The 20,368-nt window shown below is 60.3% G+C and carries 20 protein-coding genes; 13 read left to right on the plus strand and 7 right to left on the minus strand.

Annotated features, from left to right (window positions below):
- Positions 1 to 77: 77 nt before the first annotated feature.
- Positions 78 to 371: a hypothetical protein gene (locus BMZ63_RS06715; RefSeq protein WP_091703795.1), complete on the minus strand. Its 294-nt coding sequence runs from the start codon at positions 369 to 371 to the stop codon at positions 78 to 80.
- Positions 372 to 469: 98 nt separating this feature from the next.
- Positions 470 to 1,057 carry a PilZ domain-containing protein gene (locus BMZ63_RS06720; RefSeq protein WP_091703414.1) on the minus strand — a complete coding sequence of 196 codons (588 nt, stop codon included), beginning with the start codon at positions 1,055 to 1,057 and terminating at the stop codon, positions 470 to 472.
- 97 nt (positions 1,058 to 1,154) lie between these two features.
- On the opposite strand from BMZ63_RS06720, the gene BMZ63_RS06725 reads away from it, so the two are divergent.
- Entirely contained in the window at positions 1,155 to 2,399 is a 1,245-nt protein-coding gene (locus BMZ63_RS06725) for a lipoprotein-releasing ABC transporter permease subunit (RefSeq protein WP_091703416.1), read from the plus strand.
- Complete coding sequence (locus BMZ63_RS06730) at positions 2,392 to 3,096, plus strand: ABC transporter ATP-binding protein (protein WP_091703419.1); 705 nt, start codon at positions 2,392 to 2,394, stop codon at positions 3,094 to 3,096. Before BMZ63_RS06725 ends, BMZ63_RS06730 begins: the two co-directional genes overlap by 8 nt.
- Here BMZ63_RS06730 and BMZ63_RS06735 read toward each other — a convergent pair.
- Positions 3,084 to 3,629 (minus strand): DUF2062 domain-containing protein, encoded by a 546-nt coding sequence (locus tag BMZ63_RS06735; RefSeq protein WP_091703422.1) that lies wholly within the window; start codon positions 3,627 to 3,629, stop codon positions 3,084 to 3,086. The genes BMZ63_RS06730 and BMZ63_RS06735 overlap by 13 nt on opposite strands.
- Positions 3,630 to 3,712: 83 nt before the next feature.
- Between BMZ63_RS06735 and BMZ63_RS06740 the strand changes: the two genes are divergently transcribed.
- The 9 genes from BMZ63_RS06740 to murB all read left to right on the plus strand — a co-directional run bounded on the left by BMZ63_RS06740 (position 3,713) and on the right by murB (position 12,632).
- Positions 3,713 to 6,157, plus strand: coding sequence for a DNA internalization-related competence protein ComEC/Rec2 (locus tag BMZ63_RS06740; protein WP_091703425.1), 2,445 nt, complete (start codon positions 3,713 to 3,715; stop codon positions 6,155 to 6,157).
- A gap of 73 nt (positions 6,158 to 6,230) precedes the next feature.
- The gene (locus BMZ63_RS06745) at positions 6,231 to 6,857 is read left to right on the plus strand and encodes a MotA/TolQ/ExbB proton channel family protein (protein ID WP_091703428.1); all 627 of its coding nucleotides are present in this window, start codon (positions 6,231 to 6,233) and stop codon (positions 6,855 to 6,857) included.
- 5 nt (positions 6,858 to 6,862) lie between these two features.
- Positions 6,863 to 7,288, plus strand: a complete 426-nt coding sequence (locus tag BMZ63_RS06750) for an ExbD/TolR family protein (RefSeq protein WP_091703430.1) — start codon at positions 6,863 to 6,865, stop codon at positions 7,286 to 7,288.
- On the plus strand, positions 7,288 to 9,057 hold the full coding sequence (gene msbA, locus BMZ63_RS06755; protein WP_091703433.1) for a lipid A export permease/ATP-binding protein MsbA: 1,770 nt from the start codon (positions 7,288 to 7,290) through the stop codon (positions 9,055 to 9,057). The genes BMZ63_RS06750 and msbA overlap by 1 nt, the downstream gene beginning before the upstream one ends.
- The gene (gene lpxK, locus BMZ63_RS06760; RefSeq protein WP_091703436.1) at positions 9,054 to 10,094 is read left to right on the plus strand and encodes a tetraacyldisaccharide 4'-kinase; all 1,041 of its coding nucleotides are present in this window, start codon (positions 9,054 to 9,056) and stop codon (positions 10,092 to 10,094) included. The genes msbA and lpxK overlap by 4 nt, the downstream gene beginning before the upstream one ends.
- Positions 10,095 to 10,117: 23 nt before the next feature.
- A complete protein-coding gene (locus tag BMZ63_RS06765; RefSeq protein ID WP_091703798.1) occupies positions 10,118 to 10,306 on the plus strand; it encodes a Trm112 family protein in 189 nt (62 codons plus the stop codon).
- 22 nt (positions 10,307 to 10,328) lie between these two features.
- Positions 10,329 to 11,114 carry a 3-deoxy-manno-octulosonate cytidylyltransferase gene (gene kdsB, locus BMZ63_RS06770; protein ID WP_091703439.1) on the plus strand — a complete coding sequence of 262 codons (786 nt, stop codon included), beginning with the start codon at positions 10,329 to 10,331 and terminating at the stop codon, positions 11,112 to 11,114.
- A complete protein-coding gene (locus BMZ63_RS06775; protein ID WP_091703442.1) occupies positions 11,107 to 11,589 on the plus strand; it encodes a low molecular weight protein-tyrosine-phosphatase in 483 nt (160 codons plus the stop codon). Before kdsB ends, BMZ63_RS06775 begins: the two co-directional genes overlap by 8 nt.
- Positions 11,586 to 12,632 carry a UDP-N-acetylmuramate dehydrogenase gene (murB, locus tag BMZ63_RS06780; RefSeq protein ID WP_091703444.1) on the plus strand — a complete coding sequence of 349 codons (1,047 nt, stop codon included), beginning with the start codon at positions 11,586 to 11,588 and terminating at the stop codon, positions 12,630 to 12,632. The genes BMZ63_RS06775 and murB overlap by 4 nt, the downstream gene beginning before the upstream one ends.
- Before the next feature lie 55 nt (positions 12,633 to 12,687).
- Here the strand turns inward: murB and BMZ63_RS06785 are convergent, their stop codons facing one another.
- Positions 12,688 to 14,421 (minus strand): proline--tRNA ligase, encoded by a 1,734-nt coding sequence (locus BMZ63_RS06785; RefSeq protein WP_091703447.1) that lies wholly within the window; start codon positions 14,419 to 14,421, stop codon positions 12,688 to 12,690.
- Between the two features lie 97 nt (positions 14,422 to 14,518).
- Entirely contained in the window at positions 14,519 to 15,016 is a 498-nt protein-coding gene (locus tag BMZ63_RS06790) for an Lrp/AsnC family transcriptional regulator (RefSeq protein WP_091703449.1), read from the minus strand.
- 137 nt (positions 15,017 to 15,153) lie between these two features.
- On the opposite strand from BMZ63_RS06790, the gene leuA reads away from it, so the two are divergent.
- Positions 15,154 to 16,842, plus strand: coding sequence for a 2-isopropylmalate synthase (gene leuA / locus BMZ63_RS06795; RefSeq protein ID WP_091703452.1), 1,689 nt, complete (start codon positions 15,154 to 15,156; stop codon positions 16,840 to 16,842).
- A gap of 112 nt (positions 16,843 to 16,954) precedes the next feature.
- On the opposite strand, the gene BMZ63_RS06800 is transcribed toward leuA, so the two are convergent.
- Together BMZ63_RS06800 and xseA are read right to left on the minus strand one after the other, a co-directional pair.
- Positions 16,955 to 17,164, minus strand: coding sequence for a cold-shock protein (locus BMZ63_RS06800; protein WP_091703455.1), 210 nt, complete (start codon positions 17,162 to 17,164; stop codon positions 16,955 to 16,957).
- A gap of 136 nt (positions 17,165 to 17,300) precedes the next feature.
- On the minus strand, positions 17,301 to 18,677 hold the full coding sequence (xseA, locus tag BMZ63_RS06805) for an exodeoxyribonuclease VII large subunit (RefSeq protein ID WP_091703458.1): 1,377 nt from the start codon (positions 18,675 to 18,677) through the stop codon (positions 17,301 to 17,303).
- Between the two features lie 213 nt (positions 18,678 to 18,890).
- On the opposite strand from xseA, the gene guaB reads away from it, so the two are divergent.
- Positions 18,891 to 20,354, plus strand: coding sequence for an IMP dehydrogenase (guaB, locus tag BMZ63_RS06810; RefSeq protein ID WP_091703461.1), 1,464 nt, complete (start codon positions 18,891 to 18,893; stop codon positions 20,352 to 20,354).
- Positions 20,355 to 20,368: the final 14 nt, after the last annotated feature.

The following is a 20,368-nucleotide window of genomic DNA, read 5'->3' on the forward strand; positions in this document are numbered from 1 at the left end:
AGCGGTCATTCTATCTGACCGCCGGGGCGGCGTCAGGTGTCCGTGTCATAAAATCCGCTTTTACAGACAGCCCGTCACTATTTTCGTTTCATTACGGTGTGCAGTACCCGCTCTCCCTCGAAATACACCACGAATTCCTTGTAATACCACTGGCTTATGGGCGGTTGGCCAACAGGCTCGCGTATTTCTTCCGGCGAGCCCCAACGCTCGCGTACTGCATCCTGGGTGATGCCGTTGGCTGGCAGACTGATCTGGCTGTGATCACCCTGGGCACCCACCGGAATGGTCACTTGTTCGGCGTAGGCGGGGACGGCGCCCATCAGACAGGTTGCCAGGGCCAGGGCGGCCAACCGGATTCCTTTTTTGTTCATGCTGCTCTCCATTGTCAGTGCCGGGGGGCGATTTTTCCGAGGTGACGTAAAGGTAATATCCCGTAATTTTGCGCAAAAGTGCAAGGCTGTCCGGAAGTCTAGCGGTTTTGCCGCTGGCGTACCTGCCACTTCATCACATGCCGGGCAATTTGCTGGCGGTCGCCATCGTCAATCCGGATGAAAGCCGTGTGAACCCGCGCCCGGCCTTGCCTGGCGGCCTCTACCTCAAAGACTTCCGCCATTGCCTGCGGCTGATATAGCTCCGGTGGCAGGGTCATGCGCACGGCCATCCGGTCGCCTTTTTGCCACGCGTGGGCCCGGTCGTCAAAGGACAGGCCACCTTCGCTCAGGGTGACATCCTGCCAGTCCTCCGGTTGCAACGGATTTTGCTCAAAGGCGATAATGCGCGCCAGCGTGTCGATCTTGCTGTTCAGTGACTTGATCAGCCCGGCCAGATTGCGGTCGTGTTCGGCTAGTGTTACCAACTGGCCTTTAACGTCTTGGTCGAGCCGGCGGAATTCGGCTTGCAGGGCCTGCTCTGGTGAGTCAGCGAAGAAATCGGCATCCAGGCTCTCGTCGGCGTCAAGGCGGCGCATTTCCAGACCGATGTGATCATCAATGCGGAAAAATTCCCGGCGGTCACCGGTTGATGGGTGGGTCGGGGCTTTGTGGTCGGTGCCTGGCATCCTGTCTCCGGGAGGCTGGGTTTCTATGTACGTGAGACAAGTCTAGCAGTTTTCCAGAGGCGACAGACCTAACGGTAGCAACAGGCACCCCAATCCTATGTTCAGACCCCTATCCTTTTACATTGGCCTGCGGTACACCGCCGCCAAGCGCCGTAACCACTTCATTTCCTTCATATCACTGACCTCCATGATCGGGCTGATGCTCGGTGTGGCGGTGTTGATTATCGTGCTGTCGGTCATGAACGGCTTTGATCGAGAGCTGAAGCAGAGAATTCTGGGCATGGTGCCCCATGCCACGGTGCAGGGCGCCGACGGGCCGCTGGATGATTGGCAAAGCATTGATGAGCGTGCGCAGCTGCATCCGAGAGTGGAAGCGGCCGCGCCGTTCATTCAGGGTCAGGGCATGGTCACCGGTGGGGGCAATGTGCGTGGCGTCATGCTCAACGGTGTGGTGCCGGAGCAGGAGGCATCGGTGTCTATCATCCAGGACCATTTTGTCCAGGGCTCGCTGGATGAGCTCAAATCCGGCGAGTTCGGCATTATTATCGGCCGGCTGATGGCTAACAGTCTGGGGCTGGGTATTGGTGACCGGCTGACCGTGGTGCTGCCGGAGGCATCGGTGACGCCGGCGGGGGTGCTGCCACGGCTGAAGCGCTTCACGGTGAAGGGGATTTTCAGTGTCGGGGCCGAGCTTGATGGCAACTATGCCCTGGTGCATATGGACGACGCAGCCCGGTTGATGCGCACCGGTGGCCGTGCCGAAGGGGTGCGACTGCTGGTGGATGATCTGTTTGCCGCGCCGAAAGTGGCCCATGAGGTGGCCCGGACCCTGGACGGGCGCTACTACGTATCGGACTGGACCCGCACCCACGGTAATCTTTTCCAGGCAATCCGCATGGAAAAGACCATGATCGGCCTGTTGCTGATGTTTATTGTCGCGGTGGCCGCCTTCAATATTGTCTCCACACTGGTGATGGTGGTTACCGACAAGACCGCGGACATCGCCATTTTGCGTACCATGGGCGCCACGCCGGGCAAGATTATGCGCATCTTTATTGTTCAGGGTGCTGTTATTGGCATCTTCGGCACGCTGGTCGGCACCGCTCTGGGTATTCTTGGCGCTGTTTACATCTCCGACATTATTGCCTGGATCGAAACGTTGCTGGGGCAGCAGTTCCTCAGCGCCGATGTCTATTTCATCAGTTATCTGCCCTCGCAGTTGCAGTGGAAGGATGTGCTGATCATAAGCGGCTCCGGGCTGACCATGAGCCTGCTGGCCACTATTTATCCCGCCTGGCGGGCGTCCAGGGTAGAACCGGCAGAGGCCTTGCGTTATGAATGATGCTTCCGCTCCGGCAAGCGTGCCGGTTATCGAGTGCAGCCAACTGACCCGTACCTACAGTGAGGGGCCGGAAACGCTGACTATTTTCTCGGACATTTCCCTGCGGGTTGAGCCGGGCGAAACCGTGGCTATCGTTGGCAGCAGCGGAGCCGGCAAGACCACTCTGCTTAACCTGCTGGGGGGGCTGGACAGGCCCACCTCAGGCCATATCCGTATCTGTGGGCAGGATATCCATCGCCTGTCGGAAGCGGGACGGGCGAAGTTCCGTAGCCGGAACCTGGGATTTGTCTATCAGTTTCATCACCTGTTGCCGGAGTTCTCAGCATTGGAGAACGTGATGATGCCCTGCGCCCTGGCGGGCATGAAGCCGTCTCAGGCGGCGGTGAAGGCGGAATCTTTACTGGCCCGGGTAGGTCTGGCGGAGCGGCTGAAACACAAGCCGGGCGAACTGTCCGGCGGCGAGCGCCAGCGGGTGGCGATTGCCCGGGCTCTGGTTAATGAGCCCCAATGCGTTCTCATGGATGAACCCACCGGTAATCTGGACGAGCAGACTGGGGCGGGTATTCGTGCCCTGATTGAGGATTTGCGGGACCAGTCCGGCACTGCGTTCGTCATGGTGACCCATGACATGACCATGGCGCGAAGCCTGGGGCGGGTGCTTCGGCTGGAACAGGGGCGCCTGGTTCAGGAACTGTGAGGCCCGCCGGTGGCCGGTCGTGAATGAGTGCGCCGGCGTTGGCGCCAGTCGGTGCGGATCTTGCGCCGCCAGATATACTGAATAATCAGGTAGGCCAGGCAGGCCACTACCGTGGCGGTGATCAGAGAGCCCAGGTAGAGCGGTATGCCGATATCCACCAGTCGGTGGCCCAGCCATTCCCGGGAAACCTGGAACTCGAACGCCAGTAACGGCCGGTCCAGAATCCATGCGCCCAGGCGGTAATTGAAATAGAAGATGGGTGGCATGGTCAGTGGGTTGCTGATCCAGACCAGGGCGACCGAGAGCGGCAGGTTGGCGTTCAGCCAGATGGCACAGAGCGCAGCGCCCAGCATCTGGAACGGCATGGGGATGAAGCTGAACCAGACGCCCACCAGAAACGCCCTGGCAACCGAGTGCCGGTTTATATGCCACAGGTTGGGTTCATGAAGGACATCCCCGAGAAAGTGCAGCGACCGGATCGAACGCACTTTTTCCGGAGTGGGCAAATACCGCTTCATGAACTTCTTCGGCATTGGAAGTCCGGCCTGTGATCTGATGTCAGGATGATAACCGGCCAGTTGTTCTGCCGGTTTGCCAAATGTAAGGAGGACAGGGAATGTCCCGCTTTAACGGCGCCGCACCGGTGCCCCGGGTACGGATTCTGAGCAATGCCAATCTGCTGGCATTCTGCAGTGGTGCAATCTTACTGTATCGGTTGACGCCGTGGCCAGCCTTCAGCGTCATGCTGTTGGCCGTTATTCTGGTCAGCGTCGCACTCTGGTACCGGCTCCGATCTTCTCCCGCAGCCTGCTTGCCGGCCTTGCTCTGCTGCCTGGCGCTGGGGCTGGCGTGGACATACTGGCAGGCGGATAACCGCTTGCAACAACGCTTGCCGGAGGCAGCACAGGGCAGGGAGCTGGCCGTATCCGGGTACCTGTGCAGTTTGCCCAGGCCGGGCAGCTTTGACAGTCTGCGCTTCAATTTCTGCGTGGAAAGCTGGCATACCGCCTTCAACAGCGACTGGCAGGCGCCGGAAACGCTGCGGCTGGCCTGGTACGGACGGGATGGCGGTGTGTTACCGGGCCAGCGCTTGCGCCTGAACGTGGTCCTGAAACGACCGCACGGCTATCTGAACTCCGCCGGTTTCCGCTATGAAGACTGGTTGTTCCGCCACGCCATCAGGGCCACGGGCAGCATTCGCTCCGTGGCCCATGCGCCGGACGTCCGTTGTGGCTGGCATTGCCGTTACCATGCCTGGTATCGCCAGATTGCCGGGCAGGTTGAGCGCCTGTTCGGTAACGCTCGCTATTATCCGTTGGTTGCCTCGCTGTTGATAGGCAACCGCAACGGATTGACTGATGCCCACTGGCAGACCCTGCAGGCCACCGGCACCATTCACCTGGTGGCCATCTCCGGCCTGCATTTGGGGCTGGTGGCAATGCTGGCTGCCGTGGTACTGCGCAAGACCCTGCTGTTGCTGCCCGTGGGGCACATTCAGGAACGACGGGTTCGCCAACTGGTGTTTGCCGGTCTGGTTTCCATCTGTGTGTCATACGCCTTGCTGGCCGGCTTTGGGGTGCCCACGCGCCGGGCGCTGATCATGGTGATCATTGGCGGCTGGTATCTGTTACTGGCCCGGGAATTCAGTCCCTGGCGGCCGTTTGTGCTGGCATTGACCCTGGTGTTGCTGACAGACCCTTTCGCGCCACTGGACCAGGGGTTCTGGTTGTCGTTTGGCGCGGTGGCCATTCTGTTGCTGGCGTTTGCGGGGCGGCTGGGGCCACCCGGTTGGTTCAAGGGGCTGGTCATCGCCCAGTTGGCGATTTTTGCCGGACTTTGGCCGATTCTGGCGCAATTCGAGCAGCAACAGCCGCTGGCTGGCATAGTGGCCAACCTGGTCGCCATTCCCTGGCTGTCCGTGGTGGTGATGCCGGTATTGCTCATCGGTGGCGTGGTGGCTGGCCTGGCGGGGAGTGCCGTGCTTGTCTGGCTGTTGCCCCTGTTTGATGGGGTGTTGGCGGTGTTATGGCGCTGGCTGGTGTTTGTCGAAACCCTTCCCTGGCCGCCGATCGCCGAACCTCACTGGGCGGTGATTGCGCTGCTGGCGGTTTGCGTGCTGGTGTTATTGCGTTTCCCTTTTCCGGGGTTCCGGCTGACCGGTGGGCTGGTTCTGTTTGCGTGGGCGATTTCGGTTGTGGTGCCCGCATCCGCGCCCGGGAATCCGGTAGTCAGTGAACCGGAGCTGGTGGTGTGGGATGTCGGCCAGGGTCTCTCCGTGATGATTCGTGCCCGGAACCGGGTGCTGGTTTACGACACGGGCCCGGGGGTGCCGGGGGTCTATTCTGCGGCCGATTCGGTGTTGATTCCCGGGCTGGCCGAAAGAGGCGTGCATCGGCTGGACCGGCTGGTGATCAGTCACGGGGATAATGACCACGCCGGCGGTTTGCCCGAGCTGTTTGGCCGGTTCCGGGTGGGCCGGGTGACGGCCGGGGAAATCCAGGAATGGCCGGATGACTCGTACGCCGGGTTCACGGGTGGGGTTGATGCCTGCCGGCCGGGTATTGAAACGTGGGCAGGCCTGGAGCTGGGTTTCTGGCAATCGGCAGGGGAGCAGTCCGGAAATGCGGCATCCTGTGTGGTGCAGGTGTTCCACCGGCCTTCGCAAACGCTGATCTGGCTGACCGGTGATATAACCCACGCGGTTGAACGGGAAATGCTGGAGGCCGGGGTGCACCGGTGGTTTCCCGCCAAAGCAGGCCGGCGCTGGGTGATTGCGCCGCATCATGGCAGCAAGACCTCGTCATCCCCGGAGTGGGTTAGGGCGGTGGCACCGGACCGGGTCATTTACACGGCGGGTTTCCGGCACCGATACGGTCATCCCCATGCCGATGTCACCGCCCGTTACCGTCAGGCCGGGGCTCGCGCACTGAGCACGGCGTGTTCGGGGCAGATTGTCCTGGCGTTGTCGGGTGAAGGGCCACGGGTGAGTGAGCAGCGCAGCGTTGCGCCTTTCTGGATAGCGGCAGATGGCCTGGCCCGTGATCAATGTCAGATCCCGTAAGGTTGCGGGTGTGGCTCGGTGATACAGCTATGCTAAAGTAGCGCCCGCTCGTTATTAATCAGGGAGATCAAGCGTGTTCGAGCTTTTGAAAGCCGGTGGCATCCTGATGGTGCCCATTGTTGCCTGTTCCGTTCTGGCTCTGGCCATTATCCTGGAGCGATTCTGGTCGTTGCGGCCGTCGAGGGTTGCCCCGCCGCAAACCGTGAATGAACTGTGGCGCTGGATCAAGAAGAAGGATCTGAACAGCAAGAAACTCAAAGCCCTGCAGGCGTCCTCGCCACTTGGTCGGGTGCTGGCGGGTGGTTTGATGAATGCCAAGCACGGCCGTGAAATCATGAAGGAAAGTATCGAGCAGGAGGCCAGCCAGGTCATTCATCAGCTTGAGCGCTTTCTCAATCCGCTCGGTACCATTGCCACCATCACCCCGCTGCTCGGTTTGCTGGGCACGGTGGTCGGCATGATCAAGGTGTTTGCTGAAATTCAGCTGGCCGGCGTCGGTAATGCCGGCAACCTGGCGGGTGGTATCTCCGAGGCTCTGATGACCACGGCGGCCGGTCTGAGCGTGGCTATTCCGGCGCTGATTGCCCACCGCTATTTCATTCGCCGTGTGGATGAGCTGGTGGTCAACATGGAGCAGGAAGCCATCAAGCTGGTTGAAGTGGTCCACGGTGACCGCGAAATCGACGTGGAAGGAGCCTGAACGTCGTGAAGTTCAAACGCCAGAGAAGCAAGGAGGTCGGGGTCGACCTGACGCCACTGATTGACGTGGTCTTCCTGCTGCTGATCTTTTTCATGGTGTCCACCACATTTACCCGGGAAAGTCATCTGCAGGTGGAGCTGCCCGAGGCCAATGGCGAGCCGGCCACGCCTGCCGAAGTACAGCAGATTGATGTGGTGATCAACGCCGATGGCCAGTACATCCTGAACGACAGGACGCTGGTCAATAACCGCCGCGAGACCCTGGAGCGGGGTGTCCGGGAACTGTCGGAAGGTGATAATACCTTGCCCTTCATTATTACCGCAGACGCCCGTACCCCCCACGAGTTCGTTGTCCGTGCCATGGATGTCGCCGGCCGCCTCGGGTTCGCAAAACTGAGCATAACCACCGAACGAGAGGCTGAAAGCCAGTGATGAATACAAGGCCGGAGCCGCTGCAGGCACCGCCAACCACCGGTTGGGCCACCTACAAACGCCTGCTTCGGTACGTGAAGCCGTTCTGGCTGGCGTTTGCCCTGGCTATATTTGGCAATGTGGTCTATGCCGCCGCATCCACCGGCATGGCGGCAGCAATGGAGTATGTCATTGCAGCCATCGAAAACCCGACCGATGAAAACCGTGTGCTGCTGACCAGCATGATTGTGGGTGTGTTCGCCATGCGTGGCGTTGGCACTTTTTTCAGTCAGTACTTCATCAGCTACGTGGGCCGTAACGTGATTAACGCCCTGCGTAACGACGTGTTCGACCGCTTGATGACCCTCCCATCCCGGTACTTCGACGACAACGCAGCCGGCCGGCTGGTTTCCAAGCTTACCTTCAACGTGGAGCAGGTGGCGGAGGCCACCACCAACGCGGTGACCATCACCCTGCGGGAAGGCCTCACCATCGTCGGCCTGCTCGGTTTCATGATCTACACCAACTGGAAACTGACCCTGGTGTTTCTCGTGGTCGGGCCGATCATCGGCCTGGTGGTGAATTACGCCAGCAAGCGATTCCGCAGGATCAGCCAGCGCATCCAGGGCTCCATGGGTGATATCACCCATGTGGCCTCCGAATCCATCAGTGGCTACCGGGTGGTACGAACCTTTGGTGGTGAGGACTATGAGCGCGCCCGTTTCCGGGACGTCAGTGCCCGCAATCTCAAGCAAAGCCTGAAAATGGCCTCTACCCAGGCCATCAGCGTGCCGGTCATCCAGGTGCTGGTCGCGTTTGCCATTGCGACGCTGGTCTGGACCATGCTGTCGCCGGAAATCCGTGGCGAAATGTCCACCGGCCAGCTGGTGGCCTTTATTACCGCTGCTGCCACCATGGCCAAGCCGATCCGGCAGATTACCTCGGTGCATTCCAAGATCCAGAAAGGGGTGGCGGCTGCCTACGATGTGTTTGAGACCATGGACGAGGAGCCGGAGCACGACAAAGGCACCTACGCACCGGAGCGGGTTGAGGGGCACATCGAGTTTGATCACATGGCGTTTCGTTACCGGGATCAGCTCGACAACGTGCTTGAAGACATCTCACTGGAGATTCCCGCTGGCCAGAGTGTCGCGCTGGTGGGTCGTTCGGGCAGCGGCAAATCCACGATGGTGAGCCTGTTGCCCCGTTTCTATGAATTCACCGACGGTGATATCCGCATTGATGGTCATTCACTGAAGGAATATTCCCTGGCGGCATTGCGGGCTCAGATTGCCCTGGTCAACCAGAACGTGGTGCTGTTCAACGACACCATTGCCGCCAACATTGCCTACGGTGCTTTGCGCCACTGTACTCGCGAAGAGATTCGCGAGGCGGCGGAGAAAGCCCACGCCCTGGAATTTATCGAGCGCATGCCCGACGGCATGGATACCCTGATTGGCGATAACGGCCTGATGCTTTCCGGCGGACAGCGCCAGCGCCTGGCCATTGCCCGGGCGATTCTCAAAGACGCGCCGGTACTTATCCTTGATGAAGCCACCTCGGCGCTGGATACCGAGTCTGAGCGCCATATCCAGGAAGCTCTGGAAACGGTGATGAAAGGGCGTACCACACTGGTGATCGCCCACCGGTTATCAACCATCGAGAAAGCTGACCGCATATTGGTCATGGATAATGGCCGGATTGTTGAGTCCGGTACCCACGATGAGCTTCTGGCCAAAGACGGTGCTTACGCCCAGTTACACCAGATCCAGTTCAGTGAGCATGCATGAGTAAGGACCTGGTTGAAACGCTTTGGTACGGCAAGCGCCGGCCTTTGTGGCCGCTGACACCACTGGCCTGGCTTTACCGTGCGGTGGCGGAAACAAAGCGCAAAAAAACAAGCGTGGATGGCACCGAAGAACTGGCCTTGCCGGTGGTGGTGGTGGGCAACATTACCGCCGGTGGCACCGGTAAATCGCCTCTGACCGCCCGCCTGGTGCAGTTGATGAAAAGCCGGGGCTGGCACCCGGTGATACTCAGCCGCGGTTACGGCGGCAAAAGCGACACCTACCCCCTGGAAGTTGTGGATAGCACGCCTGCGGGCGTTTGCGGCGATGAGCCACTGATGCTGGCGCGAGCCACTGGTTGCCCGGTGGTGGTGGACCCGGACCGTTTGCGGGGCGCCCGGTACGCTATTGACCGGCAACTGGGTGACGTACTGATTTGTGATGATGGGCTGCAGCACTACCGGCTGCCCCGGGATATTGAGCTGGCGGTCTTTGATGCCCGGCGGGGCGTTGGCAACGGTGCACTGATTCCTGTTGGCCCGTTAAGAGAACCGGTTGGGCGGATAGCAAACGTCGATTTTGTTGTCGTTAACGGACTGTCGTCCTCGGGTAGCGAACCGGCTCCGCAAGCCTATGCCGGCGTCACGCATGGTGACGTGCACGGCATGACACTCAGGCCCGCCGCTCTGGTCAACCTCACTACCGGTGAAACGCGGCCACCCGAGGCATTGGAAAACCGGGGCGTTCGGGCGGTCGCCGGTATCGGTAACCCAGGCCGGTTTTTCGATACACTGCGCGCGCTTGGTGCCCGGGTCACGGAAAGACCCTTTCCGGACCACCACCATTTCCGCCCCGAGGATCTGGGCTTTCATCGCGGTGAATGGCTGGTGATGACCGCCAAGGATGCGGTTAAATGCCGGGGGATTGCTCCGGACAACGCCTGGATGTTGACGGTGGAGGCCGAATTGTCGGAATCTTTTGAACGACGCTTCCTGGAACGGCTGGCGGCGTGTGCGCCTGCCAGCGGATCACCAGACTGATTATCAGACACAGAGACATGATCATGGATAAAAAACTGTTAGCCATGCTGGCCTGCCCGGTGTGCAAGGGCGAGCTCAAACTGACCGAGGATCGCAGCGAACTGATCTGTTACCAGGATGCCATGGCGTTCCCGATTCGCGAGGGCATTCCGGTTATGTTGTCGAGTGAGGCCAGAACCCTCAGCACCGACGAACGCCTGGACAAACACTGACCGCGCACGGGTGCAAGCAGATATGTCGTTTACCGTTGTTATTCCCGCCCGTTACGCGTCCAGCCGTTTGCCGGGCAAGCCGCTGGCCGATATTGCCGGCAAGCCCATGATCCAGCATGTGTGTGAGAGGGCAGAAGAAAGCCGCGCCCAGCGGGTTGTTGTGGCCACCGATGATGCCCGTATTGAGCAGGCCTGCCGGGGCTTCGGGGCCGAAGTGGTGATGACGTCACCGTACCATGCCAGTGGCACCGACCGGCTGGAAGAGGTCGCCCGCAAGCTGGACCTTGAGCCGGACCACCGGGTGGTCAATGTTCAGGGAGACGAGCCAATGATTGCCCCGGCCCTGATAAACCAGGTGGCCGATAATCTGGAGCAATACCCGGATGCCTCGATTGCCACTTTGTGTGAGCGCCTGCACGACGTACACCAGGTATTCAACCCGAACGTGGTGAAGGTGGTGTGTGATGCCCGGGGCATGGCCCATTATTTCAGCCGCTCCCCGATTCCCTGGGCGCGGGACTTCTGGCCGGAAGGTGCACACCCGGATGAGCTGGACCTGCCCGACAACATTGGCTATTTCCGCCACATTGGCATCTATGGCTACCGGGCCAGTGTGCTAAGCGAGTTTGTCCAGTGGCCACCGGCGCCCACCGAGCGCATTGAGTCCCTGGAACAGTTGCGGGCGCTGTACAACGGCGCGCTGATTCACGTGGATATTGCCGACCAGCCGCCTGCCCCGGGTGTTGATACCGAGGCGGATCTGGAGCGGGTTCGTGCCCTGTTGGGCGAGGGAGGTCAGCATGGCTGACGGCAAGATCGGGGTTCTGTTCGTTTGCCTGGGCAATATTTGCCGATCGCCCAGTGCCGAGGGCGTGTTCCGTCAGCTGGCGGAGCAGGCGGGATTGCTTGAGGCGCTGGAGATAGATTCCTGTGGCACCGGCGGCTGGCACGTCGGCAAGCAGCCAGACAGTCGCGCGATGGCCGCGGCCGCCCGCCGCGGGATCGACTTGAGCGGGTTGCGCGCACGTCAGTTCGAACCGGCAGACCTGGACCGCTTCGATTATATTGTCACCATGGACCGGGCCAACCTGGCAGATGTCCGGGATGTCTGGCGGCAGAATGGCGGCACCGAACCGCGCCTGTTTCTGGAATTTGGCCGGGCGGGTGCCGGGGAAGTGCCGGACCCGTACTACGGCGGTGAAGACGGTTTCGAGCAGGTACTGGATCTGATTCAGGATGCCAGCGAAGGGCTGCTCCGGGACATTCGGGAGCGCCTGGCTTGACTGCCCCGGCCACACAGTGGGCTCCCCGTGAACAGGCAGACCTGACGGCGCTCAACACCCTGGCGGTTCCAGCCAGGGCCCGCTACCTGGCCGATGTCCGGTCCGTGGATGAGCTGCAGCAGGCGCTGGACTGGGCGGCCGAGCACCAACTGCCCCTGCAGCTTCTGGGCGGTGGCAGCAATCTGGTCTTTGCCGGTGATTTTCCAGGCCTGGTGATACACATTGCGCTGCGTGGTCGCAGGCTGGAACCGTTGGATGACAACAGCGCGGAACTGGTTCTTCAGGCCGGTGAAAACTGGCACGAAGCGGTGCTGTTTGCCGCCCGCGCCGGTTATCGCGGTATCGAGAACCTGGCGCTGATTCCCGGCACCGCTGGTGCCGCGCCGGTACAGAATATTGGCGCCTACGGTGTCGAGCTGTGCGATACCCTGGTGTCAGTCACCGCCCTTGATCGCCGGCAAGGCCGGGTGGTGGTGCTGGATGCCGACGACTGTTGCTTCGGCTACCGAGACAGCCTGTTCAAACACCAACCGGGGCGATACATCATCCTGGAAATCCGTTTGCGGTTGTCACGCTGTGCGCCATTCAAGCTTGGCTATGGTGATTTGCAGCAGACCCTGGGCGTGACTGGTGATGATGGCGGCCTGACCCCCCTGCAGGTTGCCCAGGCTGTTATGTCCGTGCGCCAGCAAAAGCTGCCGGACCCATCAAACTTGCCCAATGCGGGCAGCTTTTTCAAAAATCCGGTGGTGCCCCTTGAGCAATACCGACAATTGCGCGAGCGTTTTTCGGAGCTGGTTTCCTATCCGGTCGAAGGTGGGGTGAAGCTGGCCGCCGGCTGGCTGATTGATCAGGCTGGCTGGAAGGGCTTTCGCAACGAGAAGGTTGGGGTGCATGACCGCCAGGCACTGGTACTGGTGAATCACGGTAGCGGCTCGGGAGCGGATATTCTGGCCCTGGCTGAGCAGGTGCAGGCGTCGGTGCTGGAGAAATTCGGAGTGGCGCTGGAGATGGAGCCCGGCATTGTAGGTGCCCGGGCGTAAAACCATTCAGCGACAGCCATCCCGTTCAGTGCCCGGGATGGCTGTTGGTTACCCTTTACAGGCTGTTTTTCGGTGAAGCCTTGACCAGGAACGACAGGGCTTCCTCCAGGGGGACATCCTGCTTGTCCGCATCCCGCCGGCCTTTGTATTCCAGCGTTCCCGCCTCCAGCCCGCGCTCAGACACCACGAAGCGGTGCGGCAGGCCCATCAGCTCCATATCGGCAAATTTCACGCCCGGGCGTTCCTTGCGGTCATCAAGCAGCACGTCGTAGCCGGCCTGGCGCAGTTGCGCGTACAGCTTCTCGCCGGCCTCGGCAACGGCTTCGGATTTGTGGCCGTTGAGGGTGACAATGGCCACTTCGAACGGGGCAATGGCGTCCGGCCAGATGATGCCCCTGTCGTCGTGGTTTTGTTCAATGGCGGCGGCGACGATCCGGGATACACCAATGCCGTAGCAGCCCATCTCCAGAGTGACCGCCTTGCCGTTTTCATCCAGCACGTTGGCGTTCATGGCCTCGCTGTACTTGTTGCCCAGCTTGAAGATGTGGCCCACTTCGATGCCTCGGCGGATTTCGAGGGTGCCCTTGCCGTCCGGGCTCGGGTCGCCTTCCACCACATCGCGCAGGTCTTCCACGCGGCCCAGGGCGACGTCGCGTTCCCAGTTCACGCCGGTCAGGTGGTAGTCGTCCCTGTTGGCGCCGCAGACAAAGTCCGCCAGATGAGCGGCGCTGCGGTCAACAATCATGGGCACTGGCAGATCCACCGGGCCGATGGAGCCGGGCTTGCAGCCGATTGCTTTCTCGATCTCCTCATCGGTGGCCATGGTCAGCGGCTCGGCGATGCCGTCCAGCTTCTCCGCCTTGATCTCGTTCAGGTTGTGGTCACCGCGCAGGATCAGGGCCACCAGACCGGACTTGCCGTCTTCATCGGGTTCGCCGTGGACCAGCAGGGTTTTCACGCTGTTTTCCGCCGGCAGGCCCAGGAATTCGGAGACGGCCGCGATGGTTTTCTGGCCAGGGGTGTGCACTTCGGTCATGGCCTGTGAGGGCGCCGGGCGATCACCGGCCGGGGCCACGGCCTCGGCTTTCTCGATGTTGGCGGCGTAATCGCTGTCGGTGGAGAATACGATGTCGTCTTCACCGGAGGAGGCCAGCACGTGGAACTCGTGGGAAGCACTGCCACCAATGGCGCCGGAGTCGGCCTGCACCGGGCGATAGTTCAGACCCAGACGGTCGAAGATGTTGCAGTAGGTCTGGTGTATGAGCTGATAGGTTTCATCCAGGGATTCCCGGTTGATGTGGAACGAGTAGGCGTCCTTCATCAGGAATTCCCGGGCGCGCATCACGCCAAAGCGGGGGCGGCGCTCGTCCCGGAACTTGGTCTGGATCTGGTAGAAGTTGGCCGGCAATTCCTTGTAGCTTTTCAGCTCGTTGCGGATCAGGTCGGTGATCACCTCTTCGTGGGTGGGGCCGAAGCAGAAGTCGCGGCCGTGGCGGTCGTTCAGGCGCAGCAGCTCGCCGCCGTACTGTTCCCAGCGACCGGATTCCTGCCAGAGCTCGGCGGGTTGCACGGCCGGCATCAGCACTTCCTGGGCGCCACTCTTGTCCATTTCCTCGCGAACAATCCGCTCCACCTTGCGCAGTGTGCGAAGGCCCATGGGTAGCCAGGTGTAAAGGCCGGCGGCCAGTTTGCGGATCATGCCGGCACGCAGCATCAGCTGGTGGCTGATAATTTCGGCGTCGGCCGGGGTCTCTTTCTGGGTGGCAATCAGATAACGGCTTGCTCGCATGGTGTTTTCCGCTTTCCTGCAAAAATAAACGTGGGATGAAAAATTGCCTTGTATTGTACGGAGCCCGCCCGGTCAGGTACAGCCAGACAAAGGGCGGTTACGAGAGATAACCCAGGGGCAGGGCGGTGCTGTCCAGTACCCGGCGCAACACAAAGCTGGAATGCACGCCACTGACCCCGGGAATGCGGGTAATGTGATTGAGCAGGAACTGGTGGTAATGGTCCATGTCCGGTACCACCACTTTCAGCATGTAGTCAGCGCTCTGGCCGGTGATCAGGTAGCACTCCTGCACTTCCGGGTAGCCGGACACCTGCTCTTCGAAGGCGGCGAAGCGTTCGGGGGTATGCCTGTCCATGCCGATCAGGATGATGGCGGTGAGCGACAGGCCGAGCTTTTTGTGATCCAGGATCGTGGCGGTACGCAGAATGATGCCGGCTTCTTCCAGCGCACGCACCCGCCGCAGGCAGGGGGAGGGAGATAAGCCCACTTTTTCCGCCAACTGCTGGTTGGTCAGCGAGCCATCCTTCTGCAAGTGTTCGAGGATTTTCCGGTCTGTGCGGTCGATTTTTGCCAGGGTGCTTTCTTTTTCGGCCATTATGTATCCCGTATTGTTTAATGAGAGCAATATAATAGTTAAAAGTATCCGTAGGCGGTCAAAAACGCAAACAAATAGCGCGAATCCAGCGTTACACTGTTGGCAAGTCGACGTTTCATTAAAAGGAAGGTTTCACCATGGCTTTTGATCATCGTAAATATGCTCCGTTCAAGCCGATTGCAAAGAAAGACCGTCGTTGGCCAGACCAGACCATCGACAAGGCGCCGGACTGGTGCGCGGTGGATCTGCGTGATGGCAATCAGGCGCTGGTCAAACCCATGACGGTTGCGCAGAAGCAGCGCCTGTTTGATCTGCTGGTGAAACTGGGTTTCAAGGAGATCGAAATCGGCTTTCCCGCAGCCAGCCAGCCGGATTTCGATTTCTGCCGGAAACTGATCGAGGAAGACCGGATCCCGGGAGATGTGAAAATCCAGGTACTGACCCAGGCGCGGCCGGAATTGATCGAACGTACCTATGAGGCCCTTGCCGGAGCCAAGCAGGCCATCGTGCATGTGTATAACTCCACCTCCACGGTGCAGCGCGAACAGGTGTTTGGTCTGGACCGCGCCGGCATCCGCGACATTGCCATTCGTGGTGCGAAAGTAGTGCAGGACTTTGCCGCGAAATACCCGGATACCGACTGGAGCTTCCAGTATTCGCCCGAAAGCTTCACCGGCACCGAGCTGGATTTCGCCGCCGAGGTGATTGACGCGGTGAACGACGTCTGGCGTCCGGACCAGGGCCAGAAGGTGATCATCAATCTGCCGGCCACGGTGGAAATGGCCATGCCCAACGTGTTTGCAGACCAGGTGGAGTGGATCTGTGACAACATCCGTTACCGGGATGACATTCGCATCAGCCTGCATACCCACAATGACCGTGGCTGCGCCGTGGCGGCCGCGGAGCTGGGTGTGATGGCCGGCGCCGATCGGATTGAGGGCACCCTGATGGGTAACGGTGAGCGCACCGGCAACATGGATCTGGTGACCATGGCCATGAACCTGTACTCCCAGGGCGTGGACCCGGAAGTGGACCTGTCCGGCATGGCCGAGATTACCGAAGTGGTGGAAGCCTGCACCGAGATTTCCACCCATCCGCGTCATCCTTACGCTGGCGAACTGGTTTTCACCGCGTTCTCCGGCAGCCACCAGGATGCCATCCGCAAGTGCCTGGCGCGTCGCAAAGAGGGCGAGACCTGGAATGTGGCGTATCTGCCTATTGATCCGTCGGATGTCGGGCGTCGTTACGAGGAAGTGGTTCGCATCAACAGCCAGTCCGGCAAGGGCGGTGTGGCCTACGTGCTGGAGCGGGATTACCGGATTACCCTGCCGCGCTGGTTGCAGATCGAGTTTGCCAAGGTGGTTCAGCGTGAAGCGGAAACTAACGGCGGTGAAATTGATTCAGACACCATTCACCGGTTGTTCGAAGAGCGTTACCTGAAAGTACCGGCCGGTTGGGCACTGCGTTCCTACGACCTGCATCGCAACGAAGAGGGTGTGGGCGCCATGGTCTCCATGGGCCCGGACGGCGACGTTGTTGAGCTTCAGGGGCACGGCCTGGGTGCCGTGGAGGCGGTCAGTGACGCCTTGAACAAACGATTTGGTGTGGCCATTGCCGTTGAGGCTTACGACGAGTTTGCGCTGGGCGAAGGTACCAACGCCAATGCCCTGGCGTGCATCCGGTTGACCGCCAATGGCCAGCACTGCAGTGCCGCGGCATTGGCTGAAGATACAACGTCCGCCACGCTGCAGGCCCTTTTCTCTGCGGTGGCCCAGGCTGTTGGTGCAGCGGCGCAGGCAAAAGCCGAGGAGGCTGCGGAAGTCTGAGTGTAACGGTGGCTGGATAAAACAAAGGCCGGCAAAACTGCCGGCCTTTGTTTTTCAGTTCTGTTATCCACCCGTTTGCCCGTGAGGGGCATCCGGCAGATGACATAACCGCTTACAGCGGGGTTACGTTTTCCGCTTGTGGGCCTTTCGGTCCCTGGGTCACGGTGAATTCCACCTTCTGTCCCTCTGCCAGAGTGCGGAAACCGCTGGCATTGATTGCGCTGTAGTGAACGAATACGTCACTGCCGCCTTCCTGCTCGATAAAGCCAAAGCCTTTGGCTTCGTTAAACCATTTAACCTGGCCGGTTTTTTTATCAGACATCGATCTATCCTGTGGTACTAAAGCATTTGCCCTCACGGGACCTTCGGGTGCTGGTTATCGCAGCAGTTTCAGTATAGACCGAGTTCAGGGGGCGTCAATACAAACCAGGCGCCTGAGAGGATGAAAAACCCGGCGTTTAGTGATTGATTTTTATCATTTTGTCATCATCCTCGTGTACGCCGGTCACCTCTGCCACCACGCTGCCCCGGCCGAGGCGGGCGCTGATGCTCTGGCCCTGGCTCAGCTCGCCGGCCCGGCGGATAATCCGTCCGTGCTCGTCCCGGACAATCGCGTAGCCCCGCTCCAGTGTGGCCAGTGGGCTGACCAGGTGCAGGCTCTGGGCCGAGTGTTGCAGTCGCTCACGGTTCTGTCGCAGGTTTTGTTGTACCGCGCTGTCCAGCCGTCGCCGCAGAAGTGCCACCTGCTCGCTGGCCCGCACCAGTGTTTGCTGCGGTGACTGGGCGGCCAGGCGGCGCTCCAGGTGTTCGGTCCGGACGCCATACTGTTCCAGCTTTTGGGTGATGACCCGGTTCAGGCGCAGGTCCAGTTCATCCATGCGCTGGGCTTTTTCCTGCAGCTCCCGGCGAGGGTCTCGCAGGCGCGCCGTCAGGTGGCTTAGCTGGGTTTGCAGGCGTTGCAGCTGGCGTCTGGCCGACTGGGCAAGGCGCAGTTGTTGATCATTCAGGCGACGCAGCCAGTCTTGCTGGTCCGGTGAGATTTTTTCCGCGGCGGCCGAGGGTGTGGGAGCGCGCAAATCGGCGACAAAGTCGGCAATGGTGACATCCACCTCGTGGCCCACGGCGCTGACAGTTGGAATGCTACAGGCGGCGATGGCCCGGGCCACGGCTTCTTCGTTGAAACACCACAGATCTTCCAGCGAGCCGCCACCCCGGCCGATGATCAGCACGTCAGCCACGTTATGCCTCTGCGCCCGCTCGATTGCCTGAACAATGTCGGCAGTGGCTGCCTGGCCCTGAACGGCGGTGGGATAGAGGGTGACCGGGATCGCCGGGCAACGCCGGGCCAGCACCGTCAGAATGTCGTGAATGGCGGCGCCGGTGGGGGATGTGACCACGCCAATGTGGCGGGGCGTGGCGGGCAGTGGCTTCTTGCGTGCCGGGTCGAACAGCCCCTCGGCCTGCAGTTTCATTTTCAGGGCGTCGAACGCCTGCTGTAGAGGGCCCAGGCCCGCCGGTTCCAGGTGTTCGACAATAATCTGGAAGTCGCCCCGGTTCTCGTACAGGGTCACCTTGCCGCGAATGCGGATCTGGTCGCCCTCTTTCGGCAGGGTGCGGATGCGCTGGTTCGCGCCCCTGAACATGGCGCATCGTATCTGGCACTTCTTGTCTTTCAGGGAGAAATACCAGTGCCCGGACGAGGGGCGTGCGAAGCCTGAAATCTCACCTTCCACCCACACCTGCATGAACGAGGCTTCCAGCAACTGCTTGGCCTGGTGATTCAGCTCGCTGACGGTGAGCGCTCTGGGGCGGGAGTCCGGGTAGGCGGTTGTCAAGGTGTGCACTCCGTAGTGGTTCGTACGCAATAGCCGAAGTTGACGGTTAAAAATAAAGGAAATTCAAAAAGATGCAATAATCCGGAAAAAATCGCGCGGTTTACTGCAGGCGATCACGACTTTATAATAGATCGATTAAGGATTTTGCTTTGCTGTGCCGGCTCCGGCGCAGTGCAGAAATCTCAACTTAGCACGTTCAAAAGGCGGATCCCAATGCTGCGTATTGCCGAAGAAGCCCTCACGTTTGACGACGTTCTGCTCGTTCCCGGATATTCCGAAGTCCTGCCTCACCAGGTTGACCTCAAAACCCAGCTGACCAAGGGAATTACGCTCAATATCCCGCTGATTTCGTCAGCCATGGATACCGTGACCGAAGCGGAACTGGCCATCGCCATGGCCCAGGAAGGCGGCGTTGGCATCATGCACAAGAACATGACCGTTGAGCAACAGGCCGCTGCCGTGCGCAAGGTCAAGAAATTCGAAAGCGGCGTGGTGAAAGACCCCATCACCGTCAGCCCCGATACCACCGTGCGCGAGCTGGTGGATATTACCATGGCCAACAACATCTCCGGTCTGCCGGTTGTCGATGGCAATGACCTGGTTGGTATTGTCACCGGCCGCGACATTCGCTTCGAAAGCCGCATGGATACGCTCGTTCGGGACATCATGACCCCGAAGGACAAGCTGGTAACCGTTAAAGAAGGCGCTGACGTTGAGGAAGTCAAAGAGTTGCTGCACCGCCATCGCATTGAAAAAGTGCTGGTGGTTAACGATGATTTCCAGCTGCGTGGTCTGATCACGGTCAAAGACATCCAGAAGGCCAAAGATTATCCGCTGGCCTGTAAAGACGACCAGGGTCGTCTGCGGGTGGGCGCGGCTGTTTCCACCGGTGGCGATACCGAAGCCCGTATTACCGCGCTGGCCGAGGCTGGTGTGGATGTGCTGGTTGTCGACACCGCCCACGGCCACTCCAAAGGCGTGATTGACCGTGTTCGCTGGGTGAAGGAAAACTTCCCGGAAGTGCAGGTTATCGGCGGTAACATCGCCACCTCCGACGCGGCCATCGCGCTGGCCGATGCCGGCGCTGATGCTGTCAAGGTGGGTATTGGCCCTGGTTCCATCTGTACCACCCGCATCGTGGCCGGTATTGGCGTGCCCCAGATCTCTGCCGTTTCCAACGTGGCAGCCGCCCTGAAAGACCGTGGTGTTCCGCTGATTGCGGATGGCGGTATCCGTTTCTCCGGTGACATCGCCAAGGCGCTGGCCGCTGGCGCCCATTGTGTGATGATCGGCAGCCTGCTGGCGGGCACCGATGAAGCTCCGGGTGAAGTGGAGCTGTTCCAGGGCCGTAGCTACAAGGCCTACCGTGGCATGGGGTCGCTCGGCGCCATGGGGCAGGGCTCCAGTGACCGTTACTTCCAGGACGCCAGCAAGGGTGTCGACAAGCTGGTGCCGGAAGGCATCGAGGGCCGGGTTGCCTGCAAGGGCCCGATGCGCAACATCGTCCACCAGTTGGTGGGTGGTATTCGTGCGGCAATGGGCTACACAGGTTGCGCCACCATGGAGCAAATGCGGAACAAGCCGGAATTTGTGCGCATTACCAACGCCGGCATGCGTGAGAGCCACGTACACGATGTGACCATCACCAAGGAAGCACCCAACTATCGAGTTGGTTAATCACCCCGCCTGAT

It is taken from the genome of Marinobacter persicus (assembly GCF_900114155.1).
Classification (GTDB): Bacteria; Pseudomonadota; Gammaproteobacteria; order Pseudomonadales; family Oleiphilaceae; genus Marinobacter; species Marinobacter persicus.